The organism is Candidatus Nitrosopumilus salarius BD31 (assembly GCF_000242875.2).
Classification (GTDB): Archaea; Thermoproteota; Nitrososphaeria; order Nitrososphaerales; family Nitrosopumilaceae; genus Nitrosopumilus; species Nitrosopumilus salarius.
Genome location: NZ_AEXL02000030.1, coordinates 1 through 17681, shown reverse-complemented (window position 1 = coordinate 17681; position 17681 = coordinate 1). Strand labels below are relative to the sequence as shown.

The 17681-nt window shown below is 34.7% G+C and carries 26 protein-coding genes; 12 read left to right on the top strand and 14 right to left on the bottom strand.

Translation table 11 applies throughout. The annotated features are described in order from the left end of the window. Positions 1 to 31: 31 nt before the first annotated feature. A complete protein-coding gene (locus tag BD31_RS01645; RefSeq protein ID WP_008297453.1) occupies positions 32 to 331 on the bottom strand; it encodes a helix-turn-helix domain-containing protein in 300 nt (99 codons plus the stop codon). Positions 332 to 397: 66 nt separating this feature from the next. Further along, positions 398 to 535 carry a hypothetical protein gene (locus BD31_RS09980; RefSeq protein WP_008297451.1) on the bottom strand — a complete coding sequence of 46 codons (138 nt, stop codon included), beginning with the start codon at positions 533 to 535 and terminating at the stop codon, positions 398 to 400. A gap of 84 nt (positions 536 to 619) precedes the next feature. On the opposite strand from BD31_RS09980, the gene BD31_RS01640 reads away from it, so the two are divergent. Together BD31_RS01640 and BD31_RS01635 are read left to right on the top strand one after the other, a co-directional pair. Then, positions 620 to 877, top strand: coding sequence for a DUF2024 family protein (locus BD31_RS01640; protein ID WP_008297440.1), 258 nt, complete (start codon positions 620 to 622; stop codon positions 875 to 877). A gap of 58 nt (positions 878 to 935) precedes the next feature. Beyond that, positions 936 to 1118, top strand: a complete 183-nt coding sequence (locus BD31_RS01635; RefSeq protein WP_008297448.1) for a hypothetical protein — start codon at positions 936 to 938, stop codon at positions 1116 to 1118. On the opposite strand, the gene BD31_RS01630 is transcribed toward BD31_RS01635, so the two are convergent. From BD31_RS01630 to BD31_RS01615, 5 genes are all read right to left on the bottom strand, one after another. Further along, a complete protein-coding gene (locus tag BD31_RS01630; RefSeq protein WP_008297470.1) occupies positions 1115 to 3154 on the bottom strand; it encodes a sodium-translocating pyrophosphatase in 2040 nt (679 codons plus the stop codon). The genes BD31_RS01635 and BD31_RS01630 overlap by 4 nt on opposite strands. A gap of 36 nt (positions 3155 to 3190) precedes the next feature. Then, entirely contained in the window at positions 3191 to 3568 is a 378-nt protein-coding gene (locus BD31_RS01625; protein WP_008297500.1) for a hypothetical protein, read from the bottom strand. Positions 3569 to 3720: 152 nt separating this feature from the next. Further along, positions 3721 to 4026 (bottom strand): GTP-dependent dephospho-CoA kinase family protein, encoded by a 306-nt coding sequence (locus BD31_RS10545; protein ID WP_238536031.1) that lies wholly within the window; start codon positions 4024 to 4026, stop codon positions 3721 to 3723. Continuing rightward, positions 3974 to 4213, bottom strand: coding sequence for a hypothetical protein (locus BD31_RS10540; RefSeq protein WP_008297503.1), 240 nt, complete (start codon positions 4211 to 4213; stop codon positions 3974 to 3976). Before BD31_RS10540 ends, BD31_RS10545 begins: the two co-directional genes overlap by 53 nt. Before the next feature lie 11 nt (positions 4214 to 4224). Beyond that, positions 4225 to 5328 (bottom strand): Mrp/NBP35 family ATP-binding protein, encoded by a 1104-nt coding sequence (locus tag BD31_RS01615; protein ID WP_008297498.1) that lies wholly within the window; start codon positions 5326 to 5328, stop codon positions 4225 to 4227. A gap of 148 nt (positions 5329 to 5476) precedes the next feature. Here BD31_RS01615 and BD31_RS01610 point away from each other — a divergent pair, with 148 nt between their 5' ends. The 3 genes from BD31_RS01610 to nadC are packed head-to-tail and all read left to right on the top strand — an operon-like array spanning position 5477 to position 7123. Then, complete coding sequence (locus BD31_RS01610) at positions 5477 to 6073, top strand: DNA-directed RNA polymerase (protein ID WP_008297480.1); 597 nt, start codon at positions 5477 to 5479, stop codon at positions 6071 to 6073. Position 6074: 1 nt separating this feature from the next. Further along, on the top strand, positions 6075 to 6263 hold the full coding sequence (gene spt4, locus BD31_RS01605; protein WP_008297494.1) for a transcription elongation factor subunit Spt4: 189 nt from the start codon (positions 6075 to 6077) through the stop codon (positions 6261 to 6263). 41 nt (positions 6264 to 6304) lie between these two features. Beyond that, positions 6305 to 7123: a carboxylating nicotinate-nucleotide diphosphorylase gene (gene nadC, locus BD31_RS01600; RefSeq protein WP_048097335.1), complete on the top strand. Its 819-nt coding sequence runs from the start codon at positions 6305 to 6307 to the stop codon at positions 7121 to 7123. Positions 7124 to 7157: 34 nt separating this feature from the next. Here the strand turns inward: nadC and BD31_RS01595 are convergent, their stop codons facing one another. After that, positions 7158 to 7376: a hypothetical protein gene (locus tag BD31_RS01595; RefSeq protein ID WP_008297467.1), complete on the bottom strand. Its 219-nt coding sequence runs from the start codon at positions 7374 to 7376 to the stop codon at positions 7158 to 7160. 89 nt (positions 7377 to 7465) lie between these two features. Here BD31_RS01595 and BD31_RS10210 point away from each other — a divergent pair, with 89 nt between their 5' ends. Then, the gene (locus tag BD31_RS10210) at positions 7466 to 7606 is read left to right on the top strand and encodes a hypothetical protein (RefSeq protein WP_008297437.1); all 141 of its coding nucleotides are present in this window, start codon (positions 7466 to 7468) and stop codon (positions 7604 to 7606) included. A 189-nt stretch (positions 7607 to 7795) separates the two neighbouring features. On the opposite strand, the gene BD31_RS01590 is transcribed toward BD31_RS10210, so the two are convergent. The 4 genes from BD31_RS01590 to nadA are packed head-to-tail and all read right to left on the bottom strand — an operon-like array spanning position 7796 to position 9752. After that, on the bottom strand, positions 7796 to 7993 hold the full coding sequence (locus BD31_RS01590; RefSeq protein WP_008297441.1) for a hypothetical protein: 198 nt from the start codon (positions 7991 to 7993) through the stop codon (positions 7796 to 7798). A 58-nt stretch (positions 7994 to 8051) separates the two neighbouring features. Further along, complete coding sequence (locus BD31_RS01585; protein WP_008297492.1) at positions 8052 to 8351, bottom strand: hypothetical protein; 300 nt, start codon at positions 8349 to 8351, stop codon at positions 8052 to 8054. Between the two features lie 40 nt (positions 8352 to 8391). Beyond that, positions 8392 to 8784, bottom strand: a complete 393-nt coding sequence (locus BD31_RS01580) for a tetratricopeptide repeat protein (RefSeq protein WP_008297485.1) — start codon at positions 8782 to 8784, stop codon at positions 8392 to 8394. Between the two features lie 11 nt (positions 8785 to 8795). Further along, positions 8796 to 9752, bottom strand: coding sequence for a quinolinate synthase NadA (gene nadA / locus BD31_RS01575; protein ID WP_008297464.1), 957 nt, complete (start codon positions 9750 to 9752; stop codon positions 8796 to 8798). Positions 9753 to 10011: 259 nt separating this feature from the next. Between nadA and BD31_RS01570 the strand changes: the two genes are divergently transcribed. Continuing rightward, a complete protein-coding gene (locus tag BD31_RS01570) occupies positions 10012 to 11091 on the top strand; it encodes a hypothetical protein (protein ID WP_008297442.1) in 1080 nt (359 codons plus the stop codon). 32 nt (positions 11092 to 11123) lie between these two features. Here BD31_RS01570 and BD31_RS01565 read toward each other — a convergent pair whose 3' ends face one another. After that, complete coding sequence (locus BD31_RS01565) at positions 11124 to 11942, bottom strand: aspartate dehydrogenase (protein WP_008297505.1); 819 nt, start codon at positions 11940 to 11942, stop codon at positions 11124 to 11126. Positions 11943 to 12113: 171 nt separating this feature from the next. Here BD31_RS01565 and BD31_RS10205 point away from each other — a divergent pair, with 171 nt between their 5' ends. Then, positions 12114 to 12254 (top strand): hypothetical protein, encoded by a 141-nt coding sequence (locus BD31_RS10205; protein WP_193353374.1) that lies wholly within the window; start codon positions 12114 to 12116, stop codon positions 12252 to 12254. 254 nt (positions 12255 to 12508) lie between these two features. Here BD31_RS10205 and BD31_RS01560 read toward each other — a convergent pair whose 3' ends face one another. Continuing rightward, positions 12509 to 13093: a PEFG-CTERM sorting domain-containing protein gene (locus BD31_RS01560; protein WP_048097333.1), complete on the bottom strand. Its 585-nt coding sequence runs from the start codon at positions 13091 to 13093 to the stop codon at positions 12509 to 12511. A 111-nt stretch (positions 13094 to 13204) separates the two neighbouring features. Here BD31_RS01560 and BD31_RS01555 point away from each other — a divergent pair, with 111 nt between their 5' ends. The 4 genes from BD31_RS01555 to BD31_RS01540 form a co-directional block, all read left to right on the top strand. Next, positions 13205 to 14194, top strand: a complete 990-nt coding sequence (locus tag BD31_RS01555; protein ID WP_008297483.1) for a hypothetical protein — start codon at positions 13205 to 13207, stop codon at positions 14192 to 14194. Between the two features lie 222 nt (positions 14195 to 14416). Continuing rightward, positions 14417 to 14860 carry a hypothetical protein gene (locus tag BD31_RS01550; RefSeq protein WP_008297444.1) on the top strand — a complete coding sequence of 148 codons (444 nt, stop codon included), beginning with the start codon at positions 14417 to 14419 and terminating at the stop codon, positions 14858 to 14860. Beyond that, complete coding sequence (locus BD31_RS01545; RefSeq protein ID WP_008297458.1) at positions 14857 to 16632, top strand: hypothetical protein; 1776 nt, start codon at positions 14857 to 14859, stop codon at positions 16630 to 16632. Before BD31_RS01550 ends, BD31_RS01545 begins: the two co-directional genes overlap by 4 nt. A 168-nt stretch (positions 16633 to 16800) precedes the next feature. Continuing rightward, the coding region (locus BD31_RS01540; RefSeq protein WP_008297436.1) for a DNA double-strand break repair nuclease NurA at positions 16801 to 17681 on the top strand (881 nt) is incomplete at its 3' end.

Here is a 17681-nt window from a genome sequence, read left to right as displayed (position 1 = left end):
AGACGAATCTGTCAGTGTTGTAAACCAAGTATCAAATAATTTTTGAAATCACTTTTGCAAAGTCCATACCATTTTCAGTCAGAGAAACATGAATTTTATTGTCAATTATGGTGGATTTAACAAGACCTTTTTTCTCCATCCAGACAAGATGTTTTGCAAGTCTTGCATAGTTTAGTTTGGTATCCAGTGCTAGCTGTGTTTTTCCTTCAGAAACATTTTCGGTCATGAATTTTACTATACACATCAGAGTTTTCATGCTTGGATCAAAGCTTGGTACTAGAGATTTAGTTTTGATAATCTCTACTACTTTAGGATTGACGGCTTTGACCAATTACAAAACTTGATTACAAAACAAAATTAATGTTGTCATCTACATCTCAATAAACAGGCACAAAGTCTATAGTTTCAAAGAGATTTTGCTTTTAGTACTAATTGCAACTATGCTCATGATTGAAACAACTAGATAATACTTGTATCTTTTCAGAGTTTCTGCACTTTTAATGGAATTTTCAAAGACTAGAAAGCTTCTCTGCATGTTATACAGTTATGGAATGAGTGATAAATATACCTCGCCTGTAGGGGTATTTTGAAATAAATATCCCTTTTTTTGAATGATAGTATGGAAATTCACGTATACGACACTTATGTCAAGGCAGCAGATGGTCATACCATGCACTTTGATGTAATCACTGGTGAAAAAGATCACGATAAAGCCATCAAATATGGTAAAGAGTGGTTAAAATCAATCGGTGAAGACCAAGCAGAGATGACTCAAAATGAATGTCAATTCTGTCATTCACAAGGAGCACCAGAGCCTGTTGAACAGGCAATTAAGGAAAACGGCTACTTTATCCAAAAAATGGAAGGCTGTCCTTAAACATTTTTTCCTTTTTCCACAAGACTATGTTTTTTAGATTAACAGTTTTAGAAATAGCATGTCAGAAAACAAATATTCAAAGTGGACAGTAGAAGGAGACAAGAAAACAAAATGGATTTGTGGATGTTTCCAAACAGCAGATAATTATTTCAAATTCTGTGATACACATAATGAAACTTTGAAGAAAGCAATACAAGCTCAAATTGACGAATTAGATATGACGTTAATTGTAGATGATTAGATAGCAAGAATTGCGACAAATGCAGATACAAAGACAATTGCAATTGTGTTTAGTAATTTTATGACAGTGTTAAGTGCAGGTCCTGCTGTGTCTTTGTATGGATCACCAATAATATCACCTACTACTGCAACTTTGTGGACTTCAGAACCTTTCTCACCGTTCATCTCAACTAGTTTCTTTGCATTGTCCCATGCACCACCAGTGTTTGCCAAGTGATATGCAAGTAAGATTCCAGTGACAACGGCGCCCATTAACAATCCTGCTACTGCTGTTGGACCTAACAAAATTCCTAAAAGGATTGGTGAAACAATTGCAACGAGTGCAGGTTTCCAAAGTTCCTTAATTGAAGCTACAGTTGCAATATCTACGCATTTTGCATAATCAGGTTTTGATGTTCCGGCAAGAATACCAGAATCGGCTTTGAATTGTCTTCTAACTTCATCGACCATTTTTCCAGCGGCTCTAGATACACCGTTAATGAGTTGACCTGTAATGATAAATGGAATCAATCCACCTATGAGCAATCCAACAATAATTGCTGGGTTTGTTAAACTATAATCTAATACTAAAATGCCTGCAAAGATATGAGATGCTTCAAACTGAAATGCTTGAATCATGGCAAGAGCAGCTAGTGCAGCACTTGCAATAGCAAATCCTTTGGTAACGGCTTTGGTAGTATTTCCAACAGCGTCAATCTCGTCTGTCACTTTACGATTTTCTTCGCCCATTCCAGTCATCTCAACAATACCACCTGCATTATCTGCAATTGGACCAAATGCATCTATACTAAGAACAATTCCTGCAAGACTCAACATGGACATGGCAGTTAAGGAGGTGCCAAAGATTCCATATAGTACAGGGTCTGCACCTTCAGGAGCTGCATTAGATGCAATGGTGTAAGATACAATAATTGCAATAACTAGTGCAATCATAAATGGTCCAGTGGATTGCATTCCTTTGATAATTCCCATTAATGTTAATGATGCATATCCCCATTTTGCAGAGTCTGCAATTTCTTTTACAGGTTTTTGTTTGTAACTTGTATAATAATCGGTGATCTTTTGAATCACTGGAACCAAAATAACACCAATGACAGTAGAACCAAACAGAGCATATGCTGTTGGAGATTTGTCAATAAACTGAGTGATAAATACAAAGTTTAATCCAATAGCAATTATTGCTGAAACATAAAATGAACGAGTAAGCGGCTTCATTACATCTGTAATATTCTTAGAACCAACAATTACAATGCCTATAATGGATGCAATCATTCCAGAAGAGCCGATGAGTATTGGATAAAGGAAAAAGTTTGGTGCTCCAATTAATGCTGCAATTAGCAATGCTGCAAGAATAGTTACAATATAAGATTCATAAACGTCAGAGCCCATTCCTGCTGCATCACCAACATTGTCTCCAACGTTGTCTGCAATGGTTGCAGGGTTTCTAGGATCATCTTCAGGAATATTTGCTTCAACTTTACCTACCAAGTCAGCACCCATGTCTGCGGCCTTTGTGAAAATTCCACCACCAATTCTAATGAATAATGCTATGAGACTAGCTCCAATTCCAACACCTGCGATGGTGATTGGGTCTGGGAAAATTAGGTATAATCCAGTAATTGCCATAAGAGCCATTGCTGGAACTGCTAGACCGACTGTTGCTCCGCCTCTAAACGCCATTACAAATGTCTTGCCTAGACCACTACCACTAAGATTTGCAGCTCTTACTGCTGCTTTTACTGTAATTTTTAATGAGATAACTCCTGCGACTGCAGATAATGTTGCGCCAACTGCAAAGGCTAATCCGTTTGAAGGCTGTAAGAAGATGCCAATAATCATAGATAATGCGATTGCAACTGGAATGATAACTTTCATTTCACGTTTTAGAAATGCTGCTGCACCTTCTTTGACGGCATTTGAGATATCCATCATCTCTTTGGTACCAGCAGGTTGTTTTGTAATCCAAAATACCAGACCGCCTGCAACTAGAAATGATGCAATTCCTGCAATAAATGGCAGAATTTCTATAATTTCCATAATATACTTAGCTTGCCTAGTTCTGGGAAATATAAATCAAATAGCAGCAGTTTTGCTTCTTTTTCGGTAAGGCGGAAATACTTTACCTTTCAATCCTTGTCTTACCAATTTGTTGAATCTTTTACCATGTGCAAGATATGGGAATCTCATATGGATCAGTTCATGAACAATTGTATTTTCAAGAGTTTTTTCATCAGGGATCTTCCGCACATTGATGAAAACCAGATTATGTTGAAGATATGATACTCCATAATACTTGTATGCAGATGTTCTTCTACCTTCAGTCATTTCTTTAGGGGCATCAAGAACTTCTTTTGTAGATAATAGAATTTGCGGTTCAGTTATTGAAAATCGTGTGGAGTATACACCCACTTTTTCTAGAATAGATAATTTTAGATCAGGATCAAGCTTCACAATGATCTGTCTAGCAGTTCACGTTTATCTTCAAATGTCAATTGTTGTATGAAGTTTGGTGTATTTTCATTCTTCAAATTATGAATTAATAGGGTCAGAAGTTGTAGTAGAGTAATCACAAATCATACAGCCACCGTCTCATCATACCCCAATTATTCCATTGAATCAAGTAGTCTTTGTGCTTTATTTCTAATTTCGGGGGTGACCTTGACTACGACTAGTCCTTCATTTGGCTGACCATACAAAACAACTGCATTTTCAGGTGCATGAATACAAACAGGAAGTACCAAAAGATCCTCCTCACCGTTAACGCATAGTCTTACTGGGGGCTGCATTGTTAGTGCCTGTTTAATCATATCAATACTGGTTTCAGTAATTTCTGCAGCAGGATTATCAACAGTCAGTTCAGTAGCGTTTGATAGTTTTGGAGGTTCCCTTTTTTTCTTTTTCCTGTCCATCAATGATTTGTAGTGATGGAACCAAACCAAAATCAATCATCTTCTCAGTTGTTCTGTCACCAACAGTGATGATGTACGATTTTTCTGAGAGGAATTTTTCAATGTTTGTTTTATCTGCTTGAATTTCTGGTAAGAGGACACCTAGTGGAGTTTTGAATTTGTCCCTAAGAGAATCAGGTAGTTTCACAGGAATCGCAACTAGTTAGTAGGCTCTGGTGTTGGTTCAGAACTTTCAGCAGCCATCTCATCTTGTAGTTTTGCTGCAAGTATACTGCATTGCGCTGCAATATTTTTTGCACTCTTTCTAAATGCAACTGCGCTTGGAGAATCAGGATTTGTAATCATAATTGGTTTACCCAAATCAGAGCCAGCCATAATTCCAGAGTTTAGTGGAATTTCACCTAAGAAAGGCATGTTAAATTGTTCACTGATTTTCTTTGCACCACCTTCACCAAATATGTAATGTTTCTCATTACAGTTTGGACAAATAAAATGACTCATGTTTTCAACAACTCCAATAATTGGAACATTTAGTTTTTCAAACATTGAAACTGCTTTAACTGCAACATTACTTGCAACATCTTGAGGAGTTGTAACAACTAAAATTCCAGTGATAGGAATTGTTTGTGCAAGTGTAAGTGGGATATCACCAGTTCCGGGAGGAAGATCAACAATAAGATAATCTAAATCAGACCAGTTAGTGTCAACTAAAAATTGTTTCAAGATTCCAGAAATAATAGGACCACGGTAAATTGCTGCTTGGTTAGATTGATCTGCAAAGAAACCAAAAGAAACTACTTTCAGTCCGTGAGAGTCTGCAGGTTGAAGTTTGTTGTCTTCAACTTCCATGAATCCGTCTTTCATTCCTAACATCAACGGAATACTAGGGCCATAGATATCAGCATCAAGTAATCCAACTTTAGCTCCTGTTTGAGCTAATGCTAATGCTAAGTTCAATGAAACTGTAGATTTTCCTACACCACCTTTTCCACTTGCAACACCGATGATATTTTTGACAGATGCCATTCCTGTATCTGCCTCAAGTGAACGGCCCTCCATAACTTTAGCAGTTACTTTCATATCAAAATTTTTCAATTCAGAGATTTCACCGATTGCCTTTCTCACATCGTCCTCAATTTCGACATTGAACGGACATGCAGGTGTTGTCAATTCCAAAGTAAATTTTAGATTACCATCATTAAGTTCTAAATCTTTAATCATACCCATAGATACGATGTCTTTTTTCAAGTCAGGATCAATTACAGTACTTAGTTTTTCAAGAACTTGATCTATTCCTACCATTGCGTCAAAAAGTCACTCTACATTATTTAAACATAAGTCAGAGATGAAAAGAAATTGTCATTTATTTGAAAAAACAGTAAAATCTTTGAAATTCCAAGCGTAAATCACCTAAACATTCATAAATTGAAATTCGAGAAAAACAGTACATTTGTTTTCTATATCTACTCTAGTTGATGTCGTAAGGATTCCTCCAAGCTTGTTTGGAACCACACTCAAAAAGGCAGCAGTGAACATACTCAAAGAAAAGTACGAGAGTATGATTAATGCAGATTTGGGATACATCATTATGATTTTAGATGCCAAAGTTGACGAGATGGGAAAGATGATTGCCGGTGACGGCGGAACATTCCACAAAGTCGAATTTGAAGCATTGACATTTTATCCAAAATTACAAGAAATTGTTCAAGGGGAAATCGTAGACATTACAGACTTTGGAGCATTTGTAAGAATCGGTCCAACTGATGCGTTACTTCACTTGTCACAAGTGATGGATGACTATCTCAAAAGTGATGTAAAATCTGGAATGATTTTAGCTAATCAAAGTGGTAGAACACTAAAAGTTGGTTCAACACTTCGTGCAAGAATTACTGCAGTATCATTAGGTAAAGCAGCTGCAATGGGTAAGATTGGAATTACATGCAGACAACCATTCCTTGGTGCAGATGATTGGATCAAAGAAGAAATAAAGAAAGCCAGCGGTGGCAAAGACGAGCCAGCAAAGGAAGAAAAAGTAGAGGCAAGTTAAGATGGCACGAGAGATGGCATGTCGCAAATGCAAACATGTGACGACTCTTAAAGTATGTCCAAATTGTAAATCATCTGATTTAACTCCTGACTGGAATGGAGTAGTACTTGTAGTTGATCCAACAAACTCAGAAATTTCAAAGACACTTGGAATAACAAAAAAAGGCAAGTATGCAATCAAAGTAACATAGAATATTTCTAAATCTTTAAAATCATATTAGCATTTCATCATATATTGACATTTAATTCAAAAAAACAATTATTGCAATTTCTTGCAGAAGATATTGGCAAAGGAGACATTACAAGTGCTCTGTTGCCTAAAAGAAAGATAACTGCTAGAATTATTTCAAGAGAGAACGCAGTTGTAGGAGGAGTATCTTATGCAAAAGAGATTTTCAAACTAAAGGGATGTAATTGCACAATTCTAAAAAAAGATGGCTCCAAAATAAAGAAAAATCAATCTGTAATGACAATTACAGGTGATGCGGGAAAAATTCTCACATGTGAAAGAACAGCATTGAACCTTCTTACAAGAATGAGTGGGATTGCAACTCAGACAAATGAGATGGTAAAAAAGATTCCAAGTAAAACAAAAGTGTATGCTACAAGAAAGACCGCACCTGGATTACGATACTTTGACAAAGAAGCAGTAGAGATGGGAGGGGGTAAAAAACACAGATTGAGACTAGATGAGATGGTAATGATAAAGGACAATCACATTGCAGTAGGAGACTCGCTATCATCATTAATTAAAAAAGCAAAGAGAAAATACAAAAAATTTGAAGTGGAAGTTGAAAACATTCAGGATGCAGTTCTTGCTGCAAGGGAAGAGGCAACAATCATAATGCTAGATAATTTTACTCCAGAACAAATCAAAAAAACAATTCAGATTCTCAAGAAGCAGAAATTAAGAAACAGAGTAATGCTTGAGGCATCAGGTGGGATTAATTCTAAAAACATCTCAAAATATGGAAAGACGGGAGTAGACATAATTTCAGTAGGTAGCATTACAAATTCAGTCAAAGGGATTGACATGAGTTTAGAGATCTAGTTTAAAGATCAAAATTACAGAGCATGTTTAGAATCTAACCTTCCAATTCTTTAATTATTAATGCATATTTTTTATGTAAATTATCTAAATTACGTTCTAGTCGTCTAAGAGTTTCTTCAATTGTGGCATCGTCTACCGTATTATCTCTAAGCTGTTTACTTAGAGATTCTTTGTGTTCTTCAAGTTTTTTGATTCTTTGATCTGTTTCATACAATGCTTGTCTAAGTACTTCAGAGTCTTTTTCAAAATCCAAACTATGAATTTAATTTAAGAATTATGAACTTAAGCCTATCGGGTTCAAAATCTAAAGATTAATGAACTAAATATTTTTGAAAATTATTCATGAAGACTGAAAAAGAGATCGAAGAGTACAGAAAAGTGATTGAAAAAAGATTGATTGAAGCAAAATCAATGGATGCCATGAAGTATTACCAAGGCGTTCTTAGATCACTTGAATGGGTAATAACAGGTCTAGACGTTTAAAGGGCAATCAAATTTTGAGAATATTTACAGTACTAGTCAAGGCTAAATTATTCATATTGTTTATATCATGGAATTTTAAGTGAGATTTGCCGTCAAAAGGTTTGTAGGCAAAACCTAATTGTGTAATAACATACGGAAAGAAAAACCTACACTACTCAAAATAAAACTAGTTTAATATTTAGAAGATTGCTATCTTACTGAAACTCGTTTTTTAGGACTCTTTCTTGCAAGTTTGACAGGTTTTCCACTTTTTAGTTTTGATTTATCCGTGGAGATACTTGCACCTTTTTTCTGAGCCTTACGTCTAGCATCGTTTCTTGTTTTTTCGTCTTTTTGTAATTTTTTCAGTTTTTCAGAATCGATTTTTCTAGTTTTGCCAGTTGCCATGGATGTAGTAAAGTAATTCTAGTAATTTAACATGTCGAAGAGTTTCAGGATCTTTAGATTATCTTCCTGGTCGTTTGAATCCTTGTTTGATGTTACAATTTGATGCAGAAGATTTTTGGACTCTTTTAGATATTTTTTTCACTTTATTTTGTGGTTTATCAGAATCTGCAACTATGAAGACTTTCTCTGCAGATGATTCAACTTTAGTCTCAGTGTAGATGATGTTAGAGGGGGAAATTTTTGCTTTCTTTTTGCTTTTTTGTTTCTTAGTTTCAGACGCGTTTTTTTTCGTCCATTTGATATTACTCATATCAGATGATGAAGATTGTGCAATGTTGAAATCTACTAAACTGCCCATGACATTAATCAGCCATATTGCAAACTTAAGCCTATTGAAGTTAAGAGTCCAATTGCTTTAAAAGTTCAGAGACTGACTTGTTTTTTGGTTCAATCTCTTTGATTTTCTCGCAGCATTGAATTACTTTTTTATTTTCACCTAATTTTTGATGAGAATAGGCCTTCAAAAGCAAAACAGAGACATCATAAGTGGCAATTTCCAAAATCTTGTCAAAATAAGAGATAGCCGTAGAGTAATTGTTTTTCATGTAATAAATTCCGCCCACAATAAACAAAACATCATGGTTGTGTGGGACTTTTTTCAGATATTCCGTACTAGTTTTTAATGCCTCATCATATTTTTTTTCTTTGACTAGATTTCTAATCTCCTTTAATTTTTGGATATTTTTTTTCTTTTGAGGATCTTTGGGCGTCCTAGAAAATAATCCGACCATAACAGTATAGTCTAACTGATTTCAAGCATTCTGTTAATTGCCAAACGTGCTTTGTCAGCAATTTCTTTTGGGACAGTAACTACATTCTTTTCATTTACCAATGCATCATACACTTTTTCAAGTGTGATCATTTTCATGTATTGGCATTCTGCTTTATCAGATGCAGGAATGAATGTCTTTCCAGGATTTTGTTGTCTCATTTTGTACAGTATGCCAGTTTCAGTAGCAACAACAAAGTTCTTTGACTTTGATTGATGAACATGATTGAGCATTCCTTCGGTGGAAAGAATTGATACTTTGTTTTGATCATAACTTCCATCTGCAACATCATACATCATGGGTGTTGTGCAGCTACATTCTGGATGGATAACAAATTCAGCATCTTTTAGAGAGTTTAATTTTTCTTGAACATCTTCAGGTCGTATTCCTGCATGGACGTGACATTCACCTGCCCAGATGTGCATATTTTTCCTACCAGTCATCTTTGCAACATAAGAACCAAGAAACATGTCAGGTAAGAATAAAATTTCTTTATCTTCAGGAATTGCATTTACAACATTTACTGCATTTGATGATGTGCAACAGTAATCCAGTTCTGCTTTAATCTCAGCAGTTGTATTTACATAACCAACAGCAATCGCTCCTGGATGTTGTTTCTTCCAGTCTCTTAGTTCATCAACAGTAATAGAATCAGATAATGAGCATCCAGCTTCCAGATCAGGAATCAGCACTCTTTTGTCAGGACTGATTATTGAAGCAGTCTCTGCCATGAAATTCACACCACAAAATAGAATTGTTTTTTGGCTAACTGTAGCTGCCTGTCTTGAGAGACCTAGAGAATCACCAGTAAAATCAGCAACATCTTGCACGTCTGGAATTTGGTAATTATGTGCCAGTATCACTACATCTTTCTCTTTTTTTAATCGCATGATCTCGTCTTTGAGTGCGGATGATTGTTGTACAAGCATAAGCCGTTCAGATTGCCATTGATGTCCATTTAAAGAGAGGGATTCCGCTTAGAATACTACATAAACTAAGGAACGGTGGCAAAAATTTCCTCATTTTATAAAACCAATAAGAGAAACATGGTAAAAAATGAAAAATAGCAGATTTATTTTAAAACACTTCAAATGTCGGATAAGGAAATGTTCAAAAAATTCCAAAATGGCACCAATAATTAAAAAGATTTGACATGATGCCTATAACTAAAAAAATAGAACTAAAAATGTGAAAAAATCATTTTTTGTGATATGTATCCTAATTCTATCTATCGCATTTATCCCCAAGACATTTGCTCATGAGCCAAATTTTGGAATTGATCCAAAGACACCAGAAGATATTTTGAAAATGTGTCATTTTTTTTATGAAGAATATCAAATGATTGGTTCAGAGAATTTCAAAGATCACCATAAACTTTTCCTTCATGCCAAAATTTGCCCCATTTTGTATGAGAACATTGCATGGAAAAGTAAACATCCGCAAAAAGACATTGTATTAATTTTTGAAATTGAAAAAAAACTTGATGAAAATTCAAACTATCTGAAAAACAAACATTTAGGCAAGATAAGCTCGGTTCCCAAATGGTTTGAGAATAAAGCTAAATTGTGGATTGATGGACAAATAAAAAATAAAGAGTTTTTGAATGCAATTGAAGAAATAAGTGATTCAAATTTGATCAAACAAGAAGAAATAAAATATAAAAGAATTTGCAACACAGGCATATCATGTTTAAAAGAAAAGGATTTTTTGGAATACACCTATACAAATAATCAAGGAGAAAAAACAGAAATTAGATTTGATATCTTAGAAGTAAATTCTGATGAAATTAGCATTGGAATTAAAAGTAAAAATAATGTTAAAGAAGAATACAAAAAGATTCAATTAGATACGAATGGAAAAATTTCTGATAATTTTGAATGTTGTTATTTTGATAAGTTATTTTACATCATACCTTCTTATGGAGGAGGGACCATTCAAGATGATTTCCAAGTTTTTGAAAGAACAGACTATGTTTTAGATACAGAAATAAGAAATGCATTTTTAGCACAAAATCAAGAAGGACAAATTATAGAAATTGATAAAGAAACAGGAGTGATGTTGTCTTTAAGAGATACCAATGAGATAGAATCAAAGAATTTTGAAATAATATTGACCAATACAAGCATTTTTGAAAATACATTATTTACAGAATCAAATCACATTACCATACCTGAATGGTTTAAAGAAAATACAAAATGGTATTTAGATGAGACAATTTCAGAAAAAGAATTTCTTAATTCAATAAAATATTTGAATGAATCACGATAAACACATTACCAAACGTGGCAATTATTGCCAGATTACGTACCAATCTGAATATCATCTGAGCAGTATTTCCTCAGAGTTTCAATTGCAGATAAAATTGCCAATCTACTTGTTTTTGGATTATTAGCATCAGGAATATTTTCAATTGTAAAGGTCATCTTACCAAATTTACCTGCAGCTTCAATGTGGTGAGTATTTTTGTCAGTGTTCGGATCAGCGACAATTTTGACAGTTGTTTTCTCACTGCCAATTCCAGACAAAGAGAGTAATGCTGCAACATTGATGTTTGCAGGGAATAGTTGCACTGCTTCTTTTGCAGTGCCTTCAAAGATCACAGTTGATGAGTTGATTTTATCTAGATCAATTTGTGATGTTTCAAAAAACTTTGCACCCTTTAGGGAACGGGGATGTTTGGTGGTGGTAATTGATACTGATTCCAATTCATGTTTTATAGATTTGATTCCATCCAATCCAGCGATAGCACCTGATGGAAGATAAATTGTTTTTTTGAAATGACTGCATGCATCAGACAAGATATCATAGATAGATTCATCAAGTAATGCACCAACACTCATTATCATCAAGTCTCTTTTGTTTTGCAAAACACTCAACCCAACGTCTTTTACGGCATCTTGGGAGGCTGCCTCCACAACAATATCGACAGGATGGGATGACAAGAGATGAGAGTTTTCAACAATTTCAGGTTTTGTATTTAGTTTTAAGACAAGAATGTTTGCGGCATCTTTGGAATTGTCATACACATGAGTAAGAACAGCAGGGATCTTACCAGAGTCAATTGCAAGTGCAATCTGAGTTCCAATAGCGCCGCATCCAAGCAAACCTATTCGTTTCAAACAACAATGCTAGGAACTGTCACTTAATTAGTCTAATTTTATGTGTGGCTTGCTTTCCTGGTTTGAAAGATACCCTAGTCCATAGGTCTAAAGATGTTTTTTAACAACATGGTTTTCATTGGATAAATCGTTCATTTTGTTTAAATCCAAGAATTTTAACCTAGATTTGCTATGAGTCACTCCAATTTGGATAATGAAGATAACATAGAGCATAGATTCGAGAATCTCTACCCTAATTATGACTATTCATTAGAGTCTTCATCCAATGAAAAAGATGCAAGAAAAAGAAAAAGAATGAAAACCATGTATTGAGTTTTTAATTATTAAAATACAGTTTTTTTCTTTTGCACCTTTTAACATCATATTAGAAATAAGATACAACGCATCAAAAGAGGATAAATCATTCATCTTGTTTAAATCCAAGAATTTTAACCCAGATTTGCTATGAGCTATCAAAAAGTTCAAGAAGATTACGATGGTTTTGATGATGACAACAGTGATTCAGAATCTGACTATGACTTTGAGGATTAACAAATCCTCGTTTTTTTCTTTTATATTTTTCAGGATTACTTATCGTTAATTCTAGACATACAGAGACCAGAAGATCTGCGTGAATAGTAGACCACACCCAATATTGAAATTCCAAGAATCATAACTGCAATACTTCCAAACTCTGGAATGACATATGTGCCGATAATTTCAACATGTTCAGTATCTTCGGTAATAATTAATCCAATGACATGATCATTTGGAAATTTCATCAAATCATATCCAGTATCTATTCCGTCAACTAGAACAATGTAATTTTCTTTTTCGGCATAAATCACATCATCAGGCATCCTTACCCAAAAATCAGTTGTTTCAGGAACATCAGCCATTGTAATTTCTAAGGATTTTCTGTCTTCATTAATTTTCATAGTAGATAATGTTGGAAAAAGATGTTCAGTTCCTATTGCATCAAGACTTCCATGATACCCATAATAGAGATCATATGGTTTTCCATCAAAAGTTAGGGTTACTTTATCAGATCCTAATTGAGAGATATCAAGGTATTGTGCAAATGCGTCAGGATTAAAGATATGTTCTGCAAATGCAAAGCTTGATGCAGGAATTATCAATAGAAAAAATAATGTTACAATAATACGAATCAAGTGATATTAATCAGCCTTTAGCAAATATAATAAAATTGCAGATTCTCAATCATGATTATTAGAAGAAATTATTCTCAAGGCTTTTTAATAAAATGGTCATAGATAGAATTGATGAAGAACAATCTCAAGAATTTTACTTTGATAGTTATTTTTTCAACAATAATTCTAACAGTTGGATTTCCAGCAAATGGTGATGTAGATTCTCCAAGAAAGCAGATGCAACGCGGAATATCAGCAGAAGATGTAACGTGCAAAGATGGATTGGTGCTGATTATCAGAACGAATGGTTTTGCTGCATGTGTGAGACAAGAAACAGCAGATAAAATGCAAAAAGCAGGAATAGTATTTGTTCCAATAAAGTTTGCAGATTTGGAAAAAGAGATCAAATCAGTTACTGCGTCAGAGACAGAGATGCAGACAGTGCCTGCATCAAGTATGGCAATTGTGAATTTTTACATTACAGACCAGGACTTGAATGTAGCACATAATGGTGTGGAGGTGGTACCAACTCAAGGACTGTTTGAGTTTACAATTAATGGGATTGCAATTAATGGTCCTAAAAATATGATTGAGACAGGACCAGATACAGGTCAATTTTATATCAAGTTAGAATTGCCTGATACCATCAATGGAAGACCACTAAGTCAAGATGATATTGTATTGATAAAATATTTGGATGACTCTGATTATTCTGGAGAAAAAAGAGTGCTTGTTAAATCAATTCCACTAACAAAGACATTTGCCAATTTACAATCATTGGGTGGAGGTTCAAGAATTGGTCACGAGTTTACTGTAAGAATTTACGAGCCAGATGCAAACAGGGATTCAAAGAATGAAGATAAGATATCATTGAGCAAGTTGGAGTTCAGAGGTGAGGGGGGAATTAGAACCACACTTGCCAATCCAAAATTTGATGCAAACAGGAGTTATCTGGTAGAAACAGGACCCAACACAAGCACATTTGAAGTCATAATCAAAATTCCTCGAGAGATAGACGGTAAAACAATCAACATTGGTGACACATATGAGATAAGATACATCGATACCAGTACACCATCTGGAACTAGCGAGAAAATAATCCTGAAAGGCAGAATAGGATAAAGATCAGTTTTCGATTTTAATTGAATTGATTTTAATCGATTGCAAAATACCATTTATTTTAAAAATTCCAGGCACGAATTAAATGGTAATAAATGGATGTGGAAAAAAATCACATCAAGTAACTTGATTCAAATTCAAAAAAAGAACTTGGATAAATGTATTTAATTTTCAAAAATATTTTCAAGACTAATTAACTTGAAAACCAATTTTGATTGAGAGAAAATGAAACGGGGAAGACCTACCAGAGAGGGAGCACAAGAGATCAAACAGGAGATTTTGTACTATTATGAAAAAGATATTTCACCAATTGTCGCTGCAAGAGATTTAGGGGTTAACCCCAAAACAATTTACAAACATTATAAAAATTTGGATAAACAAAGAAACGAACTAGATGATGAACATGATATACTGCGTATTAAAAATACAAAAGAAAAAAGTATTCAGAGTTTTGATGAAGACATCATCGGGTTAACCCGTGACATAGAAAAAATAAAATTTTTAATGGAAAAATCACTGCAAAAAGGAAACATATCTGAATTTGAGAAAATAACAAAATTAAAACTAAAGATAATGGACGAGAGAACAAAAAGAGTATCTGCAAAAATAAATCTAGTTGGAACTCTAACTGCAGATGTTTTAGTTAAACATGAGGGAATGATAGCATGACATATAATGTAACACGGTGGGGAGATTCACATAAAAAATTAGCAAAAAAATATTTGGAAAGGCATAGAAAACTAAATCCACTTCCAACAGACATCATGGATTGGATAAAAATTGCAAGACCCAAGGTAGAGAACATAGAGCGTGAGTTTCTTACATGTCCATTTTGGATTCCAATTTACAACGATGATCACAATTATCAAATGATTATGGGCGGACGACAAATCTACAAATCAACTGCATGTACTGATTTTATTGCGCATACTGCAACTACACAGCCAGGGGTCCAGGTTTGTTATGTGACTTATGACCAAGAGAGCCTATCATCATTTTCAAAACAGAAATTAAAAATTGGAACATTTTTGGCAAACAAAACTCTTGCTAAATACTTGAGGCATCCTGGAAATATTGGTGAAGTTTCACTGAAAAACAACAGTACCGTCTACCTAGTCACAGACAACTACCAATATCGGCATTTAGAAGGAAAATCACCCACATTGTGCATCATAGATGAAGCACAGTACCAGGACATAGAATATTTCGGAAGAGTACATCAGACAATGATGGCAACAAAGGGGAAGGTGAAAATATTTGGAATTGGGGGAGAAGCAGGTAGCGCTTATGAAAAATTGTGGAAGGAGACAAATCAGATGGAGTGGTACTATGACAATCCAGATTGGAGAGAAAGACTACAGTATGATCATAATGGACTGATAATTGGACTGTATCTCAGAGAAGTGTTGAAAGGAAGATGGATTCCACAAAATCCAAGTGTGACATCATTTCAAGGATATCACATTCCGCAGACAATGTTAGCGACAATACCATTGACAATACAAGATGCAGTTGAAAAATACAAGATTCATCCAAGATTTTCAATTGAAGGACAAAAAAAGATTTTGAAAGGATCAGAGTTTGATTCACATGTCATGGGAGGATTCTACAATAGTCCACATAGACCAATTACAAAAGAGATGATGGATAACTGTACAAAACATTACAGATATCTATCAATGCTCAGAGATGATGAAGTTAGAAACCTCAAAAAGATATTCGGTAATGAAATTACCATAGCAATGGGTGTTGACTTTGGTTCAGGGTCATCAAGTGTTACTGCAATATCAATAATTATTTTATGGCGTAAATCAAAGAGAATTCAAGTTGCGTTTATTGAGAAAAGACCTCAAGAGAATCAGCTAAAACAAGCTCAGTACATTGCAGAATTGTTTGAGAGTTACTCTTGTGATATTGGAGTAGGAGATTTGGGTTATGGTGCAAATCAAATAAAAATAATACAGGATGGAGGTCATGCCATAGATACAGGAGAATTATTCGAGGGGGTAACAGATAGTAAATTTTTTGGATGTCGTAGTATTTCAGACAATACAAAGCCAATTCAAATTTTTGAGCAAACTACAGATGAGCATGGAGACCAAGTGGGGAGAGTTCAGATAGACAAAACATCTAGCATTGAATATTTGATAGAATGTATGGAGAATGTCGTGTATCATCCAATATTTTCAAGTGAGAAGACAAGGAGCAGAGCAAAATTAATCATCCCATCAAAGAATGATTATGAGATTGATTTTCTTTTGGAAGAATTATCAAACATTACGCGAAAAGATTTGCAAAATTTTGAGCGTATAATTTCAGACCCAAGACAAGTTCCAAGAAAAGAGTACAATCACCCACCAGATTCGGCAATGTCTTTGATTTATGGAATAGTGGCGCTAAAGGTAAAAGAACAGACGAAATGGCACTGGATCAGTGCATAAAAGGAATATTTTGAGCCTGTAGGTATTCACAGTATGCATACTATTCTCATGTTTCTTAATACAATTCTGATCTCAGTTGATCTATGAATCAAGTTGAAACACCGATAACTAACAGTCAGATTATTACTCTAGGAAAATATCATACCACTCAGATGGGGGAAATTACTCATGATTGAAGATCCAGTAAAAAGTATGATTGCAGAATTGGGTGCTCATCTTTCACAAAAAGAGCACTCAGATATTGTATTAAACAATGGGAAGGGTAAGCAGTTTCTCATTGCACCATCAGAATTTGTTGAAATAAAACCAATTGATTCTCCTCGCAAGATTGCATTTGTGGATGGGGGAGATGGACCACTAGAAGAGTCACCCAACTTTTTGATCACAATTAATCGAGTGTATTTTTCATTGTTCCAGGGTAAAAAAAGAATCAAACCCAAAGCCAATCCTCGAGTCCAGTTCTTCTCCAGTGTTACCTCAAACATTCAAACCATCAACGGTAAGAAGACTGTTAGTTATGATACAAAATTATTCCCTCACACCACAGAAGATAAAAAATATCTTCCAACTGAATCAGACTTGACATCAAATACTGAAAGTACCACAGTGTTGCAGGGAGCACGATTAAATTCTCTTGGAAGACGATTTGCTGAATGGCAATTAGCAATTCATGTAGTGGAATCAGAATTAGAAAAAGGAGACATGATAGTTATGGATGGGTCTCTGCAAACTAATTTTAAAAATGAACTAAAGTATGCAAATAAATTGTATAATTTGGCAACCAGTAAGGGAGTGATTGTTTGCGGTTTGGCTAAAACTAGCAGATTAATTACAGAGTCAGGTCATCCGTTATTGGCTCGAGTTGCAGAGATTGCAGAAGATGTACCATTTGGGAAATGGTATGTAAAAATTGCAGAAGAAGTATCAGGTGATGACAGAGGATTCATGCTTGCAGTAAAGTTTCATGAAAAATCAAGATATGTGTTTAGATTTGAGATATTACGTGAACAATTTGCAGAGATGAATCATGACGAGTTAAACTCGGTTCT

What these genes read in the sequence shown, in the direction of transcription:
- BD31_RS10210 (WP_008297437.1), top strand. Translation starts at nt 7,466, where the DNA reads ATGAAGACTGAAAAAGAGATCGAAGAGTACAGAAAAGTGATTGAAAAA.
- BD31_RS10205 (WP_193353374.1), top strand. Translation starts at nt 12,114, where the DNA reads ATGAGTCACTCCAATTTGGATAATGAAGATAACATAGAGCATAGATTC.
- spt4 (WP_008297494.1), top strand. Translation starts at nt 6,075, where the DNA reads ATGGCACGAGAGATGGCATGTCGCAAATGCAAACATGTGACGACTCTT.
- BD31_RS01580 (WP_008297485.1), bottom strand. Translation starts at nt 8,784, where the DNA reads ATGGTCGGATTATTTTCTAGGACGCCCAAAGATCCTCAAAAGAAAAAA.
- nadA (WP_008297464.1), bottom strand. Translation starts at nt 9,752, where the DNA reads ATGCTTGTACAACAATCATCCGCACTCAAAGACGAGATCATGCGATTA.
- BD31_RS01555 (WP_008297483.1), top strand. Translation starts at nt 13,205, where the DNA reads ATGAAGAACAATCTCAAGAATTTTACTTTGATAGTTATTTTTTCAACA.
- BD31_RS01640 (WP_008297440.1), top strand. Translation starts at nt 620, where the DNA reads ATGGAAATTCACGTATACGACACTTATGTCAAGGCAGCAGATGGTCAT.
- BD31_RS01635 (WP_008297448.1), top strand. Translation starts at nt 936, where the DNA reads ATGTCAGAAAACAAATATTCAAAGTGGACAGTAGAAGGAGACAAGAAA.
- BD31_RS01590 (WP_008297441.1), bottom strand. Translation starts at nt 7,993, where the DNA reads ATGGCAACTGGCAAAACTAGAAAAATCGATTCTGAAAAACTGAAAAAA.
- BD31_RS01550 (WP_008297444.1), top strand. Translation starts at nt 14,417, where the DNA reads ATGAAACGGGGAAGACCTACCAGAGAGGGAGCACAAGAGATCAAACAG.
- BD31_RS01585 (WP_008297492.1), bottom strand. Translation starts at nt 8,351, where the DNA reads ATGGGCAGTTTAGTAGATTTCAACATTGCACAATCTTCATCATCTGAT.
- BD31_RS10545 (WP_238536031.1), bottom strand. Translation starts at nt 4,026, where the DNA reads ATGGACAGGAAAAAGAAAAAAAGGGAACCTCCAAAACTATCAAACGCT.
- BD31_RS01630 (WP_008297470.1), bottom strand. Translation starts at nt 3,154, where the DNA reads ATGGAAATTATAGAAATTCTGCCATTTATTGCAGGAATTGCATCATTT.
- BD31_RS09980 (WP_008297451.1), bottom strand. Translation starts at nt 535, where the DNA reads ATGCAGAGAAGCTTTCTAGTCTTTGAAAATTCCATTAAAAGTGCAGAA.
- BD31_RS01615 (WP_008297498.1), bottom strand. Translation starts at nt 5,328, where the DNA reads ATGGTAGGAATAGATCAAGTTCTTGAAAAACTAAGTACTGTAATTGAT.
- BD31_RS01545 (WP_008297458.1), top strand. Translation starts at nt 14,857, where the DNA reads ATGACATATAATGTAACACGGTGGGGAGATTCACATAAAAAATTAGCA.